Origin of the sequence: Shewanella sp. MM_2022_3 (assembly GCF_022557375.1) — a bacterium.
GTDB classification, from domain to species: Bacteria; Pseudomonadota; Gammaproteobacteria; order Enterobacterales; family Shewanellaceae; genus Shewanella; species Shewanella xiamenensis.
This window is the reverse complement of the sequence record NZ_JAKZGV010000038.1, coordinates 1-19,409: the sequence shown is the minus strand read 5'-3', so window position 1 is coordinate 19,409 and position 19,409 is coordinate 1. Positions and strand designations below refer to the sequence as shown.

Genomic DNA, 19,409 nt, shown 5'->3' with positions numbered 1-19,409 from the left:
CCTCCAGAGGAGGCTATTTTAGTTGAAGCGGATAATTAAATGATCCGGTCTTTGGTTAACTTCGCTCGGCGCGCTTCTTCAGCGGCCATACGACGCTTACGCTTGTCGCAGGGATCATCACAATCGCAGGCTTTTTCAATCCCTAATACACCTAAACCGCCACAGCTTCCTTCAACGGCTTTGCGCTTGATGAGATAACCTATCGACATAAGCAAAAAGAACAGTAATAAAATCACAAATGCCGCGATAAAAGTGCTCATGTTAACTCCAACTACTTAAGGAAAGGCTTGAAGGCGTCACTGTAGTAGACTTTAAATCCTTCGCCTTGCTTTTCTATTAGCATTATCGCCAAGTGTTCTTTCTTGGCAAGCTCCAATGACGCTTCTGTGCCTAAAACCATCATCGCCGTCGCAAAACCATCGGCCGTCATACATTCTTTATGCAAAACGGTCACAGATGCTAACTTATGATTGATAGGCAAACCTGTACGCGGATCGATTATATGGGTAAAACGTTGACCTTCTTCCTCATAATAATTGCGGTAATCCCCCGACGTCGCCATGGCCATAGTGCCCGGTTCAATCACCTGCTGTACCGCCATGCCCTCATCGGTCGGCTTCTCTATGGCGACACGCCACGAACTGCCATCGCCTTTGGTACCTTTAATGCTCAGCTCGCCACCAATTTCAACTAAGTAACCCGTTGCGTGATATTTATCTAAAATAGTAGCCACTTTATCCACGCCAAAGCCCTTGGCGATAGATGACAAATCCACGTACAAATGGGCGTTATGCTTGCTTAAGCGATTGCCTTCGATAGAAAGCTCACTGATACCCGTTTTAGCCTTAGCTGCATCAATCTCGGCTTGAGTCGGTACTTTGGTTGGGCGCTTATCGGGGCCAAATCCCCATAAGTTCACCAGCGGCCCTAAGGTAATGTCTAAGGCTTTGTCTGTCACGTGATACAAACGCATGCCTTCTTTAACCACTTTGACAGTATCCGGCGACACTTCGACACTTTGCTCAAGCGGTAACTGGTTGAAACGGGACAATTCTGAATTAGGTCGATAGGTCGACATCTGGTTATTGACTTGCTCTAGGGCTAAGTCAATTTCGGCCTGCAATAGCTGGGCCGTGGGCATTTGCTCATTAGGAACCACTTTAATATGGTAAGTCGTGCCCATTGTGCTGCCCGCAAGGGAGATAACCTCATCCTGTTTGCTACAGGCTGAAATAAAAAAGGCTAGACCTACAAGGACCAGCCAGTTCACTGAATGCTTCAACACTGAGGTTTTTAACACAGGGGTTTTTAACGCTAGGGTTTTAAACATAGTGACTAACAACTCTTTTGGATGCCCTTTAATGCAAAAGTTGCAGATGAGAGCTTTACTCCACATCTGCAACTCTTCTCACCTTGGGCTAATTCACATTAGCCGCCGAAGTCATCCAATAGGATGTTTTCGTCTTCGACACCAAGATTTTTCAACATACCGATCACGGCCGCGTTCATCATTGGAGGTCCACACATGTAGAACTCACAATCTTCTGGCGCTTCATGGTCTTTCAGGTAGTTTTCATACAGTACGTTATGGATGAAACCTGTGTAACCATCCCAGTTGTCCTCTGGTTGAGGATCAGACAGGGCCACATGCCATACGAAGTTGTCGTTTTCAGCCGCTAAGCCGTCAAAGTCTTCCACGTAGAACATTTCACGCTTAGAACGTGCACCGTACCAGAAGCTCATCTTACGCTTAGACTTCAGACGCTTCAGTTGGTCGAAAATGTGTGAACGCATTGGTGCCATACCCGCACCACCACCGATAAACACCATTTCTGCATTGGTATCTTTCGCGAAGAATTCACCGAATGGACCAGAAATAGTCACTTTATCGCCAGCCTTTAGGCTCCAAATGTAAGATGACATCTTACCGCATGGTAAGCTCAAGTTACGTGGAGGTGGCGTTGCGATACGCACGTTTAACATGATGATGCCGAACTCTTCTGGGTAGTTAGCCATTGAGTAAGCACGGATCGTTTCTTCGTCAACTTTAGATTCAAGATTGAAGAAACCAAAGTGCTCCCAGTCACCACGGTATTTTGCTGGTACGTCGAAATCAGCATATTTAACATGGTGTGCTGGCGCTTCGATCTGAATGTAACCACCCGCACGGAACGGAACAGATTCACCATCAGGAATTTGCAGCTTCAGTTCTTTAATGAAGGTCGCCTTGTTATCGTTAGAGATAACAGTACATTCCCACTTCTTGATACCGAAGATTTCTTCGTCAAGCTCGATTTCCATGTCGTTCTTAACGTTCACCTGGCAAGACAGACGACAACCTTTACGGGCGTCACCCTTGCTGATGTGGTCCAATTCTGTTGGCAGAATATCACCGCCGCCAGACTTAACCACTACGCGACATTGGCCACAAGAACCACCGCCACCACAGGCACTCGATACGAAGATACCGTTGTTCGCCAGCACGCCTAACAGCTTGCCACCAGCACCGGTTGTAATCGCTTTTTCAGGATCGTCGTTGATGCCGATCGTGATGTCACCGCTAGACACTAGCTTAGATTTAGCGAATAAAATCACTAACACTAAGACGAGGACGATAGCAGTAAACATACTCACACCGAGGTAAACCTCAAGCGGAGTAGATTTAAAAATACCAAGAATATCCATTAACTTATCCTTAGAAGGTCCAATTCAAGAAGCCGTTTGGTGTCTCTTACAGAGACACACCAGAAAACGACATGAAACCTAAGGCCATTAAACCAGCGGTGATAAAGGTAATACCTAAACCACGTAGGCCATTGGGCACATCGGCATACTTCAGCTTCTCACGGATACCGGCCATCAATACGATAGCTAATGCCCAACCTACTCCAGAGCCGAAACCAAACACCACACTTTCGCCCAGTTTGTAGTCACGCTCAACCATGAATGATACCGCACCGAAAATCGCACAGTTCACAGTGATCAGAGGTAAGAAGATACCTAACGCGTTGTACAAAGGAGGAAAGTACTTATCCAGTGCCATTTCCAGAATTTGAACTAAAGCCGCAATCACACCGATAAAGGTAATGAATTTCAAGAAGCTTAAGTCAGCTTCAGGTGCACCAGCCCAAGCCAGTGCGCCAGGCGCTAACAGCCCTTGGTAAATAACTTGGTTAGCAGGAACAGAGATAGTTAACACTACAACTACCGCAATCCCTAGGCCCATCGCGGTAGTCACTTTCTTTGATACCGCTAAGAAAGTACACATACCTAAGAAGAAGGCCAGTGCCATGTTTTCAATGAAAACAGAGCGAATTAACAGGCTAATATAATGTTCCATCTCAATTACCCTTTTGCTTCAACTTGCTCTGGCTTATAGGTACGAATAATCCAAATCAGCATACCGATTAGGAAGAACGCACTTGGCGGCAGTAATAGCAAACCATTTGGTTGATACCAACCACCATCAGAGATCTTGTGCAGGATTTCAACACCGAACAGAGAACCGTTACCAAACAGTTCACGCACGAAGCCAACGGCTAACAGAATCGCACCGTAACCTAAACCGTTACCGATACCATCCATAAAGCTCATCATTGGTGGTGTTTTCATCGCATAGGCTTCAGCGCGTCCCATTACGATACAGTTCGTAATTATAAGACCCACGAATACCGATAACTGCTTAGAAATCTGATAAGCATAAGCCTGCAGCAATTGGTCAACCACAATTACCAGAGAGGCAATAATGGTCATCTGCACGATAATACGTACGCTACTAGGAATATGATTACGGATCATTGAGATAAACAGGTTCGAAAACGCTGTTACCGCAGTTAATGCCAACGCCATTACCAGTGCAGTTTCGAGCTTGCTCGTTACCGCTAACGCACTACATACACCAAGGACTTGTAATGCAATCGGGTTGTTGTTGACGATAGGTCCAGTCAGAACCTGTTTCAGTTCTTTAGCGTCAGACATTAGCTGAGACCTCCATTGCGTGCTTTTTCAATGAAACTCGCAAAACCTTCTTTACCTAACCAGAACGTCAGAGAGTGTTGAACACCATTACTGGTCAGAGTCGCGCCGGATAATGCATCTACACCGTATTCAGTGGTAGCAACAGCGGGGTTTTTGGTTACGCTAATCGCAATATTACCTTGCGCATCAAATAACTTTTTACCATGCCATTTCGCTTTCCACTGAGCGTTTTGGACTTCACCACCCAAACCAGGGGTTTCGCCTTGCTCGTAGTAAACTAAGCTTTGAATCGTGTTCAGATCAGCATCTAACGCGAGGAAAGCATACATAGTCGACCACAGGCCATAACCATGGATAGGCAGGATCACACTGGTTAACTTACCTTGATCGTCGCGAACCAGATAAACCACTGCATCTTCTGAAACACGCTTAACTGAAGCGATATCGTTTTCAGGTACAAATGAGGTTTTCACATCGCGAGACGCTTTGCGTTGATCAAATGTATTGGCGTCAACACCTTCAACCCAATCACCGGTTTTTAAGTTTACTAACTTAGCTTCGATATGCTTACCGTAAGTTTCCAAAATTTGCGCTTTGGTCACTTTACCAGCTTTAGTGTCAATCAGACCTGCAGCTTCCAGAATGTACTTTTGCTTATCAAGCAGTTTGTTTTCTGCTTGAGTTGGGCGCAGTAATACTGCCGCAGTCGACACAAATATCGCACAAATTAGACATAAGCCAACGACGATAAATAGCGTTCTTCCGAACGAATCTCTATTACTAGCCACGAGCAATCCTCCGCTTGATATTTGCCTGAACCACGAAGTGGTCGAACAATGGCGCGAACAAGTTAGCAAACAGAATCGCTAACATCATGCCTTCTGGGAACGCAGGGTTAATCACGCGGATAAACACAGCCATTGCACCAATCAAGATACCGTATGCCCATTTAGCTTGGTTAGTGAATGACGCAGACACTGGGTCAGTCGCCATAAACATCATGCCAAATGCAAAACCACCTAACACTAAGTGCCAGTACCAAGGCATTGCAAACATTGGGTTAGTGTCGCTACCCACAACGTTCAGCAGCGTAGAAATGGCAATCATACCCAGCATTACACCACCCACGATGCGCCATGATGCGATACGGGTATAGATGATGACCAAACCACCTAAAAGAATCGCTAGCGTAGACACTTCACCGACAGAACCCGGAATGAAACCGAAGAACGCATCCCACCAGTTTTGGTTGAAGGCATAATCCAAATTGCCCGCAGCAGCTTGACTCAGTGCAGTCGCACCAGAGTAACCGTCAGCCACAACCCATGTAGCGTCACCAGACATGTTCAATGGGTAAGCGAAGAACAGGAATGCACGACCGGCCAGCGCTGGGTTTAAGAAGTTACGCCCTGTACCACCGAACACTTCCTTAGCCACAACCACACCGAAGGTGATACCTAGTGCAACCATCCATAATGGAATAGTGGCTGGCAAAGTTAAGGCGAACAGGATAGAGGTAACGAAGAAACCCTCGTTAACTTCATGACCGCGGATAGAGGCAAACAACACTTCCCAAATACCACCGACAGCAAACGTCACCGCGTAGATAGGTAGGAAGAAACAGGCGCCATACCACATTAATGCAGGCCAACCAGAGTTTGCTGTCAGTTCGGTACCGAACATGCCAAACAAGCTCACTTGCCATACATCTGGGGTCGCAAAACCCGCAATTAATGCGAGTTGTGCTTGTAAACCTACGTTGTACATACCGACGAACATCGCGGGAAATGCACAGGCCCAAACCGTAATCATCATACGTTTTAGGTCAAGGTTATCGCGAACATGGGTTTTTCCCTTGTTCACTTTACCTGGCGTATAAAAAATGGTGTATGCCGCTTCGAAGAGGGCATAAAACTTTTCGTATTTACCGCCTTTCTCGAAGTCGGGTTCAATACGTTCGAAAAAATCTTTCAAGCTCATTAGCCTTCCCTCTCGATCGTATCTAAACAGTCACGCAGATATGAACCGTAGTCATATTTGCCTGGACATACGAACGTACACAGTGCGAGATCTTCTTCATCTAACTCTAACGCGCCTAGGGTAGCCGCACCGTCAAAGTCACCCGAAATCAGGTCACGCAGTAACATTGTAGGAAGAATATCCAGAGGCATTACACGCTCAAAGTTACCGATTGGCACCATTGCACGGTCCGAGCCACCAGTGCTCGTTGTCATATTGAACAAACGAGAAGAACTTAAGTGACCAAGGAATGCGCGAGTGATAGAGAACTTGTTGGCGCCAGGCAATACCCAACCCAAAAATTCTTTTTCAGTACCTTCTTCAAGCAGACTGACCTGCATATGGTAACGGCCTAAATATCCTTGAGGACCAACTGCAGTACGGCCATTCAGCACAGAGCCTGAAATGAAACGCACGTTACCATCTAAGGTTTCGCCAGCAGTCAACTCAGTCATGCTTGCACCTAAAACAGTGCGAACCAAACGTGGCTTAGCTGCTTTAGGACCGGCAATTGCAACCACACGTTCGGTATTCAGTTGACCCGTCGTAAATAGCTGACCAATGGCTATTACATCTTGGTAACCGACATGCCAAACAGTACGTTTTGCAGAAGCTGGAAGTAGGAAATGGATATGAGTACCAACAAGACCTGCAGGGTGAACACCGGCAAATTCTTCAACTTGGGCGTTTGCGGCAGGGATATCGGCGCCAGGCGCTTTGCAAAGGTAAACTTTACCTTCGGTAAGTCTTGCTAAGACTTTAAGACCATTAGCAAAATCTTCTTTATGCTCGCGGATCACCACTACGGGATCGGCAGCATGGGGTTGCGTATCAATGGCGGTTACAAATATACCCGCAGCAGAAGAATCTACGGCTGGCACTTTGCTGAAAGGACGAGTACGCAATGCAGTCCATAAACCTGACTCAATCAGGTTGTCACGGACCAGTTGCGAGTCAAGCGTATCAAGAGCAGTGGCGTCATACTTAGCAAAGGAAACGCTTTCGTTACCTTCCACTTGAATAACAACAGACTGCAGCACACGCTGGGCGCCCCGGTTAATGTCTAATATAGTACCACTGGCTAAAGCCGTATATTTTACGCCAGGATTTTTCTTATCTTCGAAAATCACCTGACCTTTTTGTACTTTATCGCCCACTTTGATCTTCATCGTTGGACGTAAGCCAATATACTCTTCACCCAAAGTAGCTACATGTTTAATGGCTGGGCCATTATGGATAACTTGCTCTGGTCCGCCTGCTATAGGCAGTTCCAATCCTTTCTTAATTGTAATCATATCCACAAGCACTACGTTTTGAAGGAAAGACAATGCGCCGCGTTCCTGCTAAATACGTAGGTTTTAAACAAAACCTACTGCATTGAGCTAGCGCAGATTTATCACAGAAATGCGATCGCAATCACGCTGGTCGCGCGCATTTTACCCCAATTGCCGTGCCATCGCCACGAAAATTATAGGTGTTTTCAAACCTAAAATAAGGATTTAAAAGAATCATGCACTACAGCGTTCACCTTCCGACCGAGTGAGGGCTCAGAAAGAGAGAGTATTACGGTCACTAAATACTATAACATTAATTTTAAAAGAATTAATTTAGCAAAAGGTCGATATATCAAGATAACCAGAAATATAAATACCTTTTCGCTTTCTTGCTGAACAAACGTCAAACAAGATTTAACTCAGTTTAGAAACGCCATTGATAGCCCAAATAGCTGATCCGTCCATTTTCTACTCGAATTCCGCTATTTGATGCTGAGGTTACCAAGGACTCATCAAGTAGATTTTCGACCCGAACATACAATCGATGGTGCTTATCAATATCGTAATTAGCCGCTATATCGGCACGCCATTGACCGTCAACACGCTGCAACTCACTACCATACTGACTGAAATCACGCTCAGATTGATAAGCAGCAACAAGGTTTAATTGATATTGGGCGTATTCAATCCCCGCACTCAATTGCAATTGATGCTCGGGTAACCAAGCCAGTTTGTCGCCCTCCAGGACGCAACCTTGGATATCGGTGCAGGTGCTCGTCTGATATTCAGCGCTAAGATACTGATAGCTTAAGCCTAAGGGCAATTCAAATTCACCCAGCATCCACTGATAACCTAGGCCGAGTTCAATCCCATAGCTGAGCACATCAGGAATATTCTCTTGGGTGAGTAGACGACTATCAACACACATGGAATAGCTATCACAATCAACATGTAGATTATCAAATTCTTGCACATAGGCGCGCAAATCGGCCTTAATCCCTTCGCTCGCATATTGGGCGCTGACTTGATAATGGAGTGACTCCTGTGCTTCCTGAGTAAGATTGCCTGCACTCGCGGCTGCCCACGCTCGGCGGATATCAGTACTAAAGCGCCAATCGCCAGCGTCATACAGCACACCAAATTGTGGCATCCAATCGCTATCAGAAAAGTCCGCTTCATCAAGCCCTGCAAAGACTAAGCTAAGCTCACGATTGACACTGACATGCTCGTAAGTAAGCCCTAACTTGATTTGCATACCTTGCCAACGCCATAAAGAGTCGATTGCCGACGTCAGCGCAGTGGCATCATCGGTGTAGGCTAACACCGCATTAGACTCATCACGCACTATACTTCTGTCCGCTTGCCACAAAGCCGTTTGATCACCGAAACGCATTTCGGCTTTATCGGTATGATAACGAGCACTGTAGGTAATTTGATGCTCTCCATATTGGTTTATCGCCTGAGTCTGAGCACCAAACGCACTGTAATCATTATCTTGTACCAACATATTGATATCGGCACCATTAACACTGGGATTTCGGTCAAAGGCGGCAATGTCGTAAAGGGTTCCCAAGCCAATATTTTGCCCATTAAACACGCCAAGCTGATCCAGTTGTTGTGAATATGATTGATAGTAAAAGTCGCTAATCACTCGACTGTCACCCAAATCCACTTGATGTGATAACTGGTATTTATGCTGTCTCCCTTGGTGGGTATCTTGTGCTGTAGCGGAATATAGCTGTAATGGATCTTGCTGCCAGTCGGCAGCCGTTATCCCAAGCAATGAGCGATAACTATCGTCATCGATAAATTGATAGGTAAATTCAGTTTGCTGTGGACTGCGAGCACCAAGCAAGCTCGTGGCGTTGACCTTAAATAAGATATCCGTTTTTTTTCTGTCAGCATCACTGCCGTTTAAAAAATTCGCATCGCCTTGTTGTTTTAAATAATTGGCGGCAAATAAGGCTCCGTATTCTTTTTGCTTAACGCCCCAACGCAGGCCAGCATTTACATCGGAATCCGTTGTCCCCTCAATTTGAACACTGCCGGATTGCGGGCGCTCAATAATGTTAAGGCTTTGATAATCTACAACCCCAAACGCTCCCTGACCACCAACAGCCATATTGGCCAGTGGTGTAGTCGTCACACTTTGCTGTAATAAAAGATGGGGTAAGAGTTGCAGTTGAGGGGCTGAGTAAGGCGCAGGTGAGAAATACACCCGATCTTGCATTACAGCGACACCTTGGCTGGCAGAACGCATACTGATATTGGCGGAATTGCCACTATGGTCGGCTCGAAGCAAGGTTAAGCTATTAAGATTGCTTAATTGCATCGCATCATCGCTGGAATGGTACTGATCATTGAGCTTGGCTAAATCGAGCGTTTGAGAATAAAGGGGATTTGCATTGAGTGAGTTAGCGTAAATACAGGAAACCGCCAGCGCGGTCAGCGACATGACAAAATAGCGACTTGGCATACCAAGCTCCCAAAATTTTTGTTAGCGTACGGCGTTTGTTGTTATTTTGTAAAATAGCGGAATTAGTTCGAAAAAAAAAGCGACTAATGTCGCTTTCTTGACGCTTTCGCATTAAGCCCATATTTGTGGCTTAGAGTTTACCTAAAATCTCATCACTGAGTTTTAAATCATCGTTGCGGTTAACACTCACACCAGCAGCGATAATATTGCGTGCAATTTCCTGTGCTTGCTCCAAAGAGTGCATCTCGTAGGTACCGCATTGATATTCGTTCAGCTCAGGAATTTCAGATTGTTCAACAACTTTCAGCACATCTTCCATAGAAGCAAGCCAAGCATCAGCCACTTGATGTTCAGTGGGCACACCAATCAGGCTCATATAAAACCCAGTGCGGCAGCCCATTGGCGAAATATCAATAATTTCCACATCATTGCCATTTAGATGGTCACGCATAAAGCCTGCAAATAAATGTTCCAAAGTGTGAATACCACGCTCGCTTAGGATATCTTTATTCGGCGCGCAAAAACGTAGATCAAATACTGTGATCGCATCACCTTTGGGGGTAGTCATATGTTTGGCGACACGCACAGCAGGTGCATTCATTCGAGTATGGTCAACAGTAAAGCTATCAAGTAATGGCATAGGGATCTCCAAATTATCAGGGCGATACAACGCCACTGTCGCTATCTATTTATATGAGTGCAAGCATAACACCAAACAGTAACAAGTTAACGCAAGATGAAATCATCTCATATCAGTAAGGTGCTAATATGAACATTTTGGGTAAATAGCCATCATTAATGCTGTCGTTGTTGGCTGTAGGCATCTTCAGAAATCTTATGGTATTCACGCACGCCTTGCTCATAAGCATGATAAGCCCTATACACTTTGTCCATCATGGGATCTTGTTGCGCCTGCTCTGCAATCACCTGTTGTGAGATCCGTTCAAGTTCAGTTAACACAGCAGACGGAAACGCCTTAAGCTCTACCCCTTCCTCTTTTACGAGAGTTTCAAGTGCACTGACATTACGCGTGGTGTATTCATCCAACATATCTTGATTAATGGCACGTGCAGCCGTCTTAACGATGGCTTGCAAATCTTTAGGCAGATTCTCAAAAGCGTCCTTGTTAATTAAAAACTCCATATTGGAACCTGGTTCATGCCAACCGGGATAGTAATAATATTTAGCCACTTTATGTAAGCCAAAGGCGAGATCATTCACAGGCCCAACCCACTCAGCCGCATCGATTGAACCAGTTTGCAGAGCACCATAGAGTTCTCTTCCTGGCATATTGACGGGCACAGCACCGACACGTTTAAGCACCTCACCACCGAGTCCTGGCATGCGGATCTTCAATCCTTTAAAGTCAGCTATCGTATTAATGGGTTTATTAAACCACCCCCCCATTTGCATTCCCGTATTACCACCAGCCAGAGGGATAATGCCAAAGGGACGATAGACTTCCTCCCACAGCGCCATACCACCACCATAATGTAACCAGCCGTTCATCTCTTGTGCTGTCATCCCAAAGGGAATTGAAGAAAAAAACTGGGAGGCGGGGGCTTTGCCCTTCCAATAATAGGAGGCTGCATGCGCCATCTGGATTTTACCTTGGCTAACGCCATCGAATACAGCAAAGGCAGGCATTAATTCTCCCGCGCCGTAGACGCTAATGTGCAATCGGCCGTGGGACATCTCATCGACAAGCGTGGCAAAACGCTCAGGGGCCATGCCTAACCCAGGAAAATTTTTTGGCCAAGAAGTGGCTAAACGCCATTCAATCACCTCTTTAACAGGAGGCCTTTCAGCAACGGAAATAGACTCCGCATGTTGAGATGAGGGATTACAGCCAGTCACGCCAAAAAACAATACCGCAAATAACAGCCCCCCCAAATAACGCATCACGCAATCCCCGCAACAAAAACTGTTAACCACATGAAAAATAGCACTCTTTTTGTAGAAAATAGGCGCTTAACTCGATAAATAGAACATATTGTTAACACAGAATATTCGACAGGGGAACCTAAGAATGAGACCAATTTGACTTAAAACAAAAAGCCACTTTATTAAAGTGGCTTTTTGTTTTAAGCATGACTCGTCCTAAATAGCGTTAATTAGCCGCGACAATTGGGGGTTTTAGGCACCTCGACGTTCGTCGCCCATTCACTTTGAGTAAAGGTATGAATAGAAAGCGCGTGGACACCATTAGCTAACTCATCGGCTAAACAGTTGTTCACTAAGCGATGACGGGCAAGCAAACGGAGCCCTTCAAATTCATCGCTGACCACCACAACTTTAAAGTGAGTCTCTGAATTAGGAGGTACATGATGACGATGGCTTTCGTTTAGCACTTCTAAATAGGTTGGTGAGAAGCTCTCAGTTAACTTCTGATTGATGGTCTCAGCCACGGTGCTCTGCACTTGGGTATTGGACATATTCAACTCTCAATATGGGTAAATCCAGTGGCCGCAGAGTACTGCTTCAAGTATAAAAGATCAAATTTCAGCGCCCGTTTTGCAACTTAAAACCTAACAAATCCGACAACATTTTGAATTCAATAACCTTTCAATTATCCATGATAATTAACGATAAGTTGCCTAAATGTGTAGTTCCAACGAGGCTCTATGATCTTTAGGCGCTTAGGTACACTGTGCAACCAATCACGTTGCATAGGCCAGTGCATAATTAATAAATCACCACTATGTAAACTAATCGTGTATTTAAGCTTGCTATGTTTATGTTTAATCACAAAATCACGAGTCGCACCTAAGCTGATTGAGGCAATATCGCTGCCGTGGGCAATTTCAGGTTCATCATCACTATGGGCTCCCATACAATCCTGGCCATCGACGTAACGGTTAACTAACACCCCATTACTGCCAAGGCTAAAATCTCGCTGCAATTTATCGCGTAATTTTTGCAGATACTGAGGCCAAGGCAAGGCGCGAATAAATAGCCCCGAATACATATAGTCACATCCCAAATCGCCATACCAAACCTGCTGGCGAGGGATCGAATGGTATCGTCCAAACACTTGAATTTGCGGGCGAGTAAGCGGATATGATTGCGCCTCATTAATCAACGCATTTTGCTGCGCCTTACCTAGATAATCCCGCACTAAGGTGATAGGTGGTTCGAGTTGTCCAATATCGAGGCTTTCGATGGCAAGCACATCATCAGGTGTATCCAAAGGATAATCCTCAAATTCGAATCCTAATTCAGCTTGTTTCATACCCCCACCTTATTCACAGTTCGCTCTTTCGACAATCAGCCTAACGCCAATGATAGTAGTGTTTTACGTAGGTTTGCGCAGCGTTGCGAGTCAACAGTGTATCCAGCCTCAGTCTGAGGATTCAAATTTGACCAGTAAACTTGGCTGCCATGGTACGGCATCAAAGGCATACCTCAAGGTCTACAAACTAAGGCAAACATCGCAAGCGGCCATGAAATCTGCGATAATCAGCGCCTTATTTTTATTGGCACAACACAACATGACGACACAATTTTCAGTAGCAGGAATAGAACTCGAACTATTTCGCTATCCCGCATCGCAGGAATCGAATCTTCAAGCGTGGGATGCCGCAGACGAGCATTTAATCAATAGTTTGATTGAAGGTGAACAACCAGCTGTGCCAACGGCCATTATTAACGATAGTTTTGGCGCCTTAAGTTGCGCCCTCTCGCGTATCAATCCCAACTGGCCGCTTCGCGTTGAAACCGATGCCAGAACCAGTTTTTTAGGTGCCGAGCAAAATCATCATCGCAATCAATTGCCGATGGATAACCTGCAATGGTTTACCAGTCGCGACACCTTGCCTCAAGATGTCGCCTTAGTGTTGATGAAATTACCGAAGAATCTCACCTACTTTGCCCACCAGCTCATGCGCCTGTCGCAGGTATTACCCGCTGGCTGTCGCGTCTTAGTTGGCGCAAAAGCCAAATCAATCAACGCGAGTTTACTGGCATTATTTGCTAAACACTTGGGGCCAGCGAGCGCCAGCCTTGCTTGGAAGAAAACCCGCGTGATCACTTGTATTAGTGATGGTAAGCCAAGAACACTGCCAAATGAAATCATTTGGGATATTCCAGAGTTTAAACTGAAAATCAGCAACTTAAGCAACGTATTTGCCGCCAACAAGCTCGATATTGGCGCACGAATTATGCTCGATAATCTACCCCAAGGAGAGTTTAAAACGGTTGTCGACCTTGGCTGTGGTAATGGCGTGCTCGGGCTTCGTGCCGCCCAATTATATCCCAATGCCGATATCCATTTTATCGATGACTCCGAAATGGCTGTTGCCTCGGCAAAGGCCAATTGGACAACCAATCAACTCCCCGAAGGCAAGGGACATTTTCATTGGGATGATTGCATGAGCCACTTTCCCGATGATATAGAGCCTGATTTAGTACTGTGTAATCCGCCCTTCCATCAGGGCGAAGCCATTACCGATCATATTGCTTGGCAAATGTTTTTAGATGCCCGTCGTCGGTTAAAAAATGGTGGGATTTTACATATAGTGGGCAATCGTCACTTGGCTTACCATGTGAAATTACAACGCTTATTTAAAAACTGCACCACCGTTGCCTCAAATGGCAAATTTGTCATCCTGCAAGCCCAAAAATAGTCCTTTCTACACCGCGAAACTGGCGCTAGCGATTAGCGCTGTTTTCGCAAAATTAGCTCAGATGCTCATCATCAGAATGTTCTGAACAGCGGCTTTTAACTAGCCGCCGCCCGAAGTTGTCAGTACAATCCGCGAAAGCAAATACATAAAACTAAACAACTTAGACTTTTATGTACCTGATTTATATGGATAGCGTATTTAGGATACTGATATGCAGTTAAAGGATGACGTAGAGCAACTCAAGGCAGAATTGACGCAATTAACGTTGCAGCACCTCGCGCAGCAATCTTCACTTGACCGCCAACTAGCTGAGTTCTCAGCCAAACTCGATTCCTTAAGCTTAAAGCTTGAACAGCAAAATAATGGTTTTATTCACACGAGCAGCATAACTGAGCAATCTGCTACCGAGTCATCCCCGATTGCGATCACAACAGATACCCACGCAATGGCGAGCCATGCCGCTCTGCAGTCCGAAACGGTTTCACATCCTATTAAGTCACAAGCCCCAGCCACGTCACCTTGGCAGGATGATCCATGGCAGCGCCAAACTAACCCGCGCTCTCGCGAGCAACATGATTCGCCACAAGCCACTGATATCGAGCTGATAAAGCAAACTCGGGTAGAACTAGGTGTTCAAGCAACAAGCCAAGTTGAAGCCCAAGTAGAAGCCTTTTTATCGCAAGGCGTTGCCGCAATAATGGCTCCCTTTGTGGCCATAAAAGAACAGCTAAAAGGCTTCTATCAACATTATCAAGCGAAGGGCTTGGGGCCAGTGTTTTTAATGACTGTGGCCGGCATTATTACCCTCACCCTAGGTTTTGGTTATCTGCTGCAATATTCCATCAATCACTGGTTTTCTGAACTCGGTAAAGCATTGCTCGGCTTTGGCTGTGCTAATGCGATAATCGCTGGCGGCATTTTTATCCGTCAAAAACGCCAAGGTATGGCCGACTTTGGCTCGGGAATCGTTGGATTAGGGCTGATCTTAAACTACCTGTGCGCTTATTTTATTGGCCCCTATTTTGAGATTATTCCCAACGGCGCCAGCTTTATTCTATTGCTATTGATTACCTTAGCGGGCTATGGCCTTTCAATGCGCCTCGATGCCAAAGTCATTGCGGTCATCGCCTTAATTGGTGGCTCAACGGCACCAATGATGCTGTTATCCCAAAGCTATGCGCCGCTGCTATATATTCCCTACTTACTGCTGATTGGTACTGGGGCATTAGCACAAAGCCGCAAATTGCAGTGGCCATTACTGCTTGAAATGACCGCCTTATTACATATCGCTTGTATTGAAGCCTTCAGCTATTTTGTCGATTTACCACTCCAGCAATGGCACGGCGAAGCTGTGCTGGCCGTTTTGAGTCTTAACGCGCTCTTTTATCTCTATGGGCTAGCTGGGCTTATCGTTAACTCATCGACAACATCACTAAGCCATAGGGTATTGGCACTGCCGATTGCGTTATTGGCTTTTGTGATTTTTGAACTGACACAATTTACTGAGTTTGCAGGGGAAATCTTTATCGCTAACGCACTAGTCTGCGTAGGGCTATACCTTAAACTTAACAATCGGCTCGCTAAATCCCAATCTAGCCTCTTGCTAGTGTTTGGCGGAAGCTTTGCCGCCTTTGCGGCACTTTATCTGGTAAGCCATGATTTCTTAGGATTAGTATTGCTACTCGAGGCAATATTGCTGTTGTGGATTGGGCTCAACGAAAAACTGATTTCAGTGCGCGCCGAAGCCTATGTCTTGCTAGTGATGGGACTGGCGCTCAATGCCTACAGCCTACTCTCGGGCTTGACCTTACTCGAACTCGGCGGCTTATCGCCAGTGGGTGCCCTTGGCTTCCCCCTTATCGCATTAGCTTTAAGTGCTGGCGGATTGTTATTTACAATCAATCAATTAAAAACTAATGAATCAACACTCTCCACCTTAGAAGGGCAACTCTGTTATCTGCTAAAAGAAAGCCTCAGCGGGTTTTATGTCGCGACGCTATTGATTACAGCTTATCTTGTTAGCAGTGATTACTACCTCGCCATTATGCCACTCCTTAGCCTGTTACTCTTATATTTAAGTAGCAAAGACAAACTGGTGGTCAGTGAGTTTGCCGCCTGGCTATTGCTGCTACCATTGCTATTCGCTGTAATCGAAGGCATTACTCTCTCCGGCAGCATGAGTTTTAGTGCACAGCCACTGATGGCCAAACTCGCGCGGATTGAATTGTTCGCAGCCCTATTATTGGGTCATTATTGGTATCGTAGATGCTATCCAGAATCCTTATTCGCTCAGGCCGCTAAACAGATACAAATCGGCTGTTATCTTCTTTTACCACTGTTTTTATTACCTAAAGTCATCCGCAGTTATTGGGAGTTTACCGCAGCCGCATTCTGGCTTAGCAGCCTATTCAGCCTTGGACTTGCCTATGTGGTTAGACACAAAGCCCTTGAGATTGAAACTAAAATTCTGACCTGGCTTGCCATACTCACCACAGCGAGCTTATGTCTGATTGAAATCTGGCAAGGGCTTATTGCGCTGCTGATTGGCATGCTTGTTATGGGATTTGTACTCATTCGTTATCGCACTCTCCCCGACAGGTGGCGGCTACTATTAACCCTTCAATGGCAACTGAGTCCCTATTACTTTGCACTGCCGTTGGCCGTACTTGTCTATGGATTAAATCGCACTGATGTGGTGGCTTGGTCGATGACGGCTTTAGCGCTCAGTGGCTACTTTGCACTATTACTCCAAAGAGGGACTAACCATACGGGCGAAAAGACCAGCTTATTCGGTCACATTGCCTGTGAAATCCAAGCCGCAGTGCGCTCAAGCTACAGTCTTGCCTACGGTCTTTGCCTTGGCCTAGCGCTGCTGCCTATCCTGCTGCATTTTGAGATATCGTTGAGAGTAGATTTGAATAATGCGTTACTGATCCTCTGCGAATTTACCGCCTTAGCATTGCTTGCCACGCTGATATTACGCCGCGGCGTTGCTATCCGTTTACATCGACGCTTCTTACCGCTGCAATGGTTAAAATGGGGTTGGCATGGATTACTTGCGCTCAGCTATCTCACCTGGAGTTATGTATTTGATAACATGATTGCCGCGCCGCTCAGTGCGATTTTATTAGTGGTGCATGGCAGTGTATTGATGTTTATCAGCTTAAAACCCCAACATGCGGATATGATCCGCCTCGCCGCAGGGATCTTTACCTTAGCCACGCTCAAGGTGTTATTACTGGATATGGCGTCCTTCGAACTGGTGCAAAAAGTCATCGCCTTTATGTTAATTGGAGTCATTTTACTGAGCGTATCTTACTTCTATCAAAAAGCGCGTAACCGCCTTCAAGAAGCAAATGAGTAAGAGACGTTTATCCTTCAAACGCAAAAGGCCGCTTCTACTAGCGGCCTTTTTCAAACACATACGATGATATGACAAACTTTACATCAATGCTTTTTCCAGCGCCTGCGAAACATCGGCGATAATATCGTCGATATGTTCAATGCCGACGGAAATACGAATGAGATCTTCAGACACCCCAGCTCTAGCAAGTTCATTCGCATCCAGCTGTCTGTGGGTGGTGCTGGCAGGATGACAAGCTAACGATTTCGCATCACCAATGTTCACTAAGCGCAAAACCATCTTCAGGGCATCAATAAACTTACCTCCCGCGATTTTACCTTCCTCTGGCGTTACCGCTTTAATACCAAAACTGATGATCCCAGAGGCTTTACCGCCAGTGATCTTTTCACAATTCTCACGGTAAGGACTGCTCGGCAGAGCACCATAATTTACCCAGCTAACGGAAGGATGCAGTATCAAATACTCGGCTAACGCGAGCGCATTAGCACAGTGACGTTCCATACGCAGACTCAGCGTTTCAAGTCCTTGTAACAACAGGAATGCACTGTGGGGTGAAAGTGCCGCCCCCGTATTACGCAGCGGCACCACACGGCAACGTCCGATAAAGGCCGCGGGGCCAAAGGCTTCGGTGTAGACCACGCCGTGGTAGGAAGGATCGGCCTGATTTAGCAAGGAAAAACGTTCTTTATTCGCCACCCAATCGAATTTACCCGAATCGATAATCACACCGCCGATGGTTGTACCATGGCCGCCAATGTATTTGGTGAGGGAATGAATAACGATATCGGCACCATGCTCAAACGGGCGACATAGTACTGGCGTGGCGACAGTGTTATCGACAATTAAAGGCACACTATGTTTATGGGCAATCTCGGCTAAACGTTTAAGGTCGACAATATTACCGGCGGGGTTACCGATAGACTCACAAAATAACGCCTTGGTTTTGGCATCGATTAAAGCTTCAAGTCCTTCAAAATCATCAAAGGCCGCCATCCGCACTTCCACTCCTTGGCGCGGCAGCGTATGGGCAAACAGATTGTAAGTACCGCCATAGAGCTGGCTGGTGCTGACGATATTATCGCCAACCTGAGTTAGAGCTTGAATCGCATAGGTAATAGCCGCCATGCCAGACGCCACAGCAAGCGCACCAATCCCGCCTTCAATGGCGGCAAGACGCTGCTCAAGTACGCTGGTCGTTGGATTCATAATCCGCGTATAAATATTCCCAGCAACTTTTAAGTCAAATAAATCAGCACCATGCTGGGTATCATCGAAGGTATAGGACGTCGTTTGATAAATAGGTACCGCAGCAGCTTTAGTCGTTGCCTCAGACTCATATCCGTGGTGTAACGCCAGTGATTCAAGTTTCATTTTTGCTTCCTTCCCCTGAAAAATTCCCAACCATTGCGCCTAAGCCAACACAAACATTGGGGGCACTTTGCGAAAATAGACACTAAAACCGCACAAGATTTGTGCACTGCACCCAAGCTACCAGACGGCCATCTAGAAGTCTAAACATTTTTATACATAGTGCTTTAAAATTTAACTGCTGCAATTAAAGAACAAGTATTTTGAGTAAAATAAGTTTCACCCATTTATCCGTTATTATATTGTTATTAATATGACAATCATTTTCAGGCTTGCTTTATTTTTTTAGTTGGCCTATGGTATGG

Annotated in this window: 16 protein-coding genes; 2 read left to right on the top strand and 14 right to left on the bottom strand. The window is 45.8% G+C overall.

From position 1 onward, the window contains the following. Window positions 1-35: 35 nt before the first annotated feature. From nqrM to MMG82_RS16100, 13 genes are all read right to left on the bottom strand, one after another. Window positions 36-260: a (Na+)-NQR maturation NqrM gene (gene nqrM, locus MMG82_RS16160; protein ID WP_011071354.1), complete on the bottom strand. Its 225-nt coding sequence runs from the start codon at window positions 258-260 to the stop codon at window positions 36-38. 11 nt (window positions 261-271) lie between these two features. Further along, entirely contained in the window at window positions 272-1,330 is a 1,059-nt protein-coding gene (locus MMG82_RS16155) for an FAD:protein FMN transferase (protein ID WP_037415060.1), read from the bottom strand. 98 nt (window positions 1,331-1,428) lie between these two features. Beyond that, a complete protein-coding gene (gene nqrF / locus MMG82_RS16150; RefSeq protein WP_037427058.1) occupies window positions 1,429-2,685 on the bottom strand; it encodes an NADH:ubiquinone reductase (Na(+)-transporting) subunit F in 1,257 nt (418 codons plus the stop codon). Between the two features lie 46 nt (window positions 2,686-2,731). Next, window positions 2,732-3,340, bottom strand: a complete 609-nt coding sequence (gene nqrE / locus MMG82_RS16145) for an NADH:ubiquinone reductase (Na(+)-transporting) subunit E (protein ID WP_006080469.1) — start codon at window positions 3,338-3,340, stop codon at window positions 2,732-2,734. A gap of 5 nt (window positions 3,341-3,345) precedes the next feature. Further along, a complete protein-coding gene (locus MMG82_RS16140; protein ID WP_037415013.1) occupies window positions 3,346-3,978 on the bottom strand; it encodes an NADH:ubiquinone reductase (Na(+)-transporting) subunit D in 633 nt (210 codons plus the stop codon). Next, window positions 3,978-4,766, bottom strand: coding sequence for a Na(+)-translocating NADH-quinone reductase subunit C (locus tag MMG82_RS16135; RefSeq protein WP_047533885.1), 789 nt, complete (start codon window positions 4,764-4,766; stop codon window positions 3,978-3,980). The genes MMG82_RS16140 and MMG82_RS16135 overlap by 1 nt, the downstream gene beginning before the upstream one ends. Further along, window positions 4,759-5,958, bottom strand: a complete 1,200-nt coding sequence (locus MMG82_RS16130) for an NADH:ubiquinone reductase (Na(+)-transporting) subunit B (protein WP_241407102.1) — start codon at window positions 5,956-5,958, stop codon at window positions 4,759-4,761. The genes MMG82_RS16135 and MMG82_RS16130 overlap by 8 nt, the downstream gene beginning before the upstream one ends. Beyond that, the gene (locus MMG82_RS16125) at window positions 5,958-7,292 is read right to left on the bottom strand and encodes a Na(+)-translocating NADH-quinone reductase subunit A (protein ID WP_037415063.1); all 1,335 of its coding nucleotides are present in this window, start codon (window positions 7,290-7,292) and stop codon (window positions 5,958-5,960) included. Before MMG82_RS16125 ends, MMG82_RS16130 begins: the two co-directional genes overlap by 1 nt. 403 nt (window positions 7,293-7,695) lie before the next feature. Beyond that, on the bottom strand, window positions 7,696-9,747 hold the full coding sequence (locus MMG82_RS16120; RefSeq protein WP_241407101.1) for a TonB-dependent receptor: 2,052 nt from the start codon (window positions 9,745-9,747) through the stop codon (window positions 7,696-7,698). A gap of 130 nt (window positions 9,748-9,877) precedes the next feature. Further along, window positions 9,878-10,387 (bottom strand): S-ribosylhomocysteine lyase, encoded by a 510-nt coding sequence (luxS, locus tag MMG82_RS16115; protein WP_037415025.1) that lies wholly within the window; start codon window positions 10,385-10,387, stop codon window positions 9,878-9,880. Between the two features lie 155 nt (window positions 10,388-10,542). Continuing rightward, the gene (locus MMG82_RS16110) at window positions 10,543-11,649 is read right to left on the bottom strand and encodes a TRAP transporter substrate-binding protein (RefSeq protein ID WP_069453374.1); all 1,107 of its coding nucleotides are present in this window, start codon (window positions 11,647-11,649) and stop codon (window positions 10,543-10,545) included. A 212-nt stretch (window positions 11,650-11,861) separates the two neighbouring features. Further along, window positions 11,862-12,182 (bottom strand): BolA family protein, encoded by a 321-nt coding sequence (locus MMG82_RS16105; RefSeq protein WP_037415031.1) that lies wholly within the window; start codon window positions 12,180-12,182, stop codon window positions 11,862-11,864. A 134-nt stretch (window positions 12,183-12,316) separates the two neighbouring features. Then, complete coding sequence (locus MMG82_RS16100) at window positions 12,317-12,979, bottom strand: alpha-ketoglutarate-dependent dioxygenase AlkB (RefSeq protein WP_241407100.1); 663 nt, start codon at window positions 12,977-12,979, stop codon at window positions 12,317-12,319. Window positions 12,980-13,238: 259 nt separating this feature from the next. On the opposite strand from MMG82_RS16100, the gene MMG82_RS16095 reads away from it, so the two are divergent. Both MMG82_RS16095 and MMG82_RS16090 read left to right on the top strand, forming a co-directional pair. Continuing rightward, complete coding sequence (locus MMG82_RS16095) at window positions 13,239-14,372, top strand: methyltransferase (protein WP_172591066.1); 1,134 nt, start codon at window positions 13,239-13,241, stop codon at window positions 14,370-14,372. 211 nt (window positions 14,373-14,583) lie between these two features. Continuing rightward, window positions 14,584-17,736 carry a DUF2339 domain-containing protein gene (locus MMG82_RS16090; RefSeq protein ID WP_241407099.1) on the top strand — a complete coding sequence of 1,051 codons (3,153 nt, stop codon included), beginning with the start codon at window positions 14,584-14,586 and terminating at the stop codon, window positions 17,734-17,736. A 78-nt stretch (window positions 17,737-17,814) separates the two neighbouring features. On the opposite strand, the gene MMG82_RS16085 is transcribed toward MMG82_RS16090, so the two are convergent. Continuing rightward, window positions 17,815-19,107 carry an aminotransferase class I/II-fold pyridoxal phosphate-dependent enzyme gene (locus MMG82_RS16085; protein WP_047538434.1) on the bottom strand — a complete coding sequence of 431 codons (1,293 nt, stop codon included), beginning with the start codon at window positions 19,105-19,107 and terminating at the stop codon, window positions 17,815-17,817. Window positions 19,108-19,409: the final 302 nt, after the last annotated feature.

Bases quoted from the DNA above. Each gene is read 5' to 3' on its own strand.
- nqrM (WP_011071354.1), bottom strand. From the start codon at position 260: ATGAGCACTTTTATCGCGGCATTTGTGATTTTATTACTGTTCTTTTTG.
- MMG82_RS16155 (WP_037415060.1), bottom strand. From the start codon at position 1,330: ATGTTTAAAACCCTAGCGTTAAAAACCCCTGTGTTAAAAACCTCAGTG.
- nqrF (WP_037427058.1), bottom strand. From the start codon at position 2,685: ATGGATATTCTTGGTATTTTTAAATCTACTCCGCTTGAGGTTTACCTC.
- nqrE (WP_006080469.1), bottom strand. From the start codon at position 3,340: ATGGAACATTATATTAGCCTGTTAATTCGCTCTGTTTTCATTGAAAAC.
- MMG82_RS16140 (WP_037415013.1), bottom strand. From the start codon at position 3,978: ATGTCTGACGCTAAAGAACTGAAACAGGTTCTGACTGGACCTATCGTC.
- MMG82_RS16130 (WP_241407102.1), bottom strand. From the start codon at position 5,958: ATGAGCTTGAAAGATTTTTTCGAACGTATTGAACCCGACTTCGAGAAA.
- MMG82_RS16125 (WP_037415063.1), bottom strand. From the start codon at position 7,292: ATGATTACAATTAAGAAAGGATTGGAACTGCCTATAGCAGGCGGACCA.
- MMG82_RS16120 (WP_241407101.1), bottom strand. From the start codon at position 9,747: ATGCCAAGTCGCTATTTTGTCATGTCGCTGACCGCGCTGGCGGTTTCC.
- luxS (WP_037415025.1), bottom strand. From the start codon at position 10,387: ATGCCATTACTTGATAGCTTTACTGTTGACCATACTCGAATGAATGCA.
- MMG82_RS16110 (WP_069453374.1), bottom strand. From the start codon at position 11,649: ATGCGTTATTTGGGGGGGCTGTTATTTGCGGTATTGTTTTTTGGCGTG.
- MMG82_RS16105 (WP_037415031.1), bottom strand. From the start codon at position 12,182: ATGTCCAATACCCAAGTGCAGAGCACCGTGGCTGAGACCATCAATCAG.
- MMG82_RS16100 (WP_241407100.1), bottom strand. From the start codon at position 12,979: ATGAAACAAGCTGAATTAGGATTCGAATTTGAGGATTATCCTTTGGAT.
- MMG82_RS16095 (WP_172591066.1), top strand. From the start codon at position 13,239: ATGACGACACAATTTTCAGTAGCAGGAATAGAACTCGAACTATTTCGC.
- MMG82_RS16090 (WP_241407099.1), top strand. From the start codon at position 14,584: ATGCAGTTAAAGGATGACGTAGAGCAACTCAAGGCAGAATTGACGCAA.
- MMG82_RS16085 (WP_047538434.1), bottom strand. From the start codon at position 19,107: ATGAAACTTGAATCACTGGCGTTACACCACGGATATGAGTCTGAGGCA.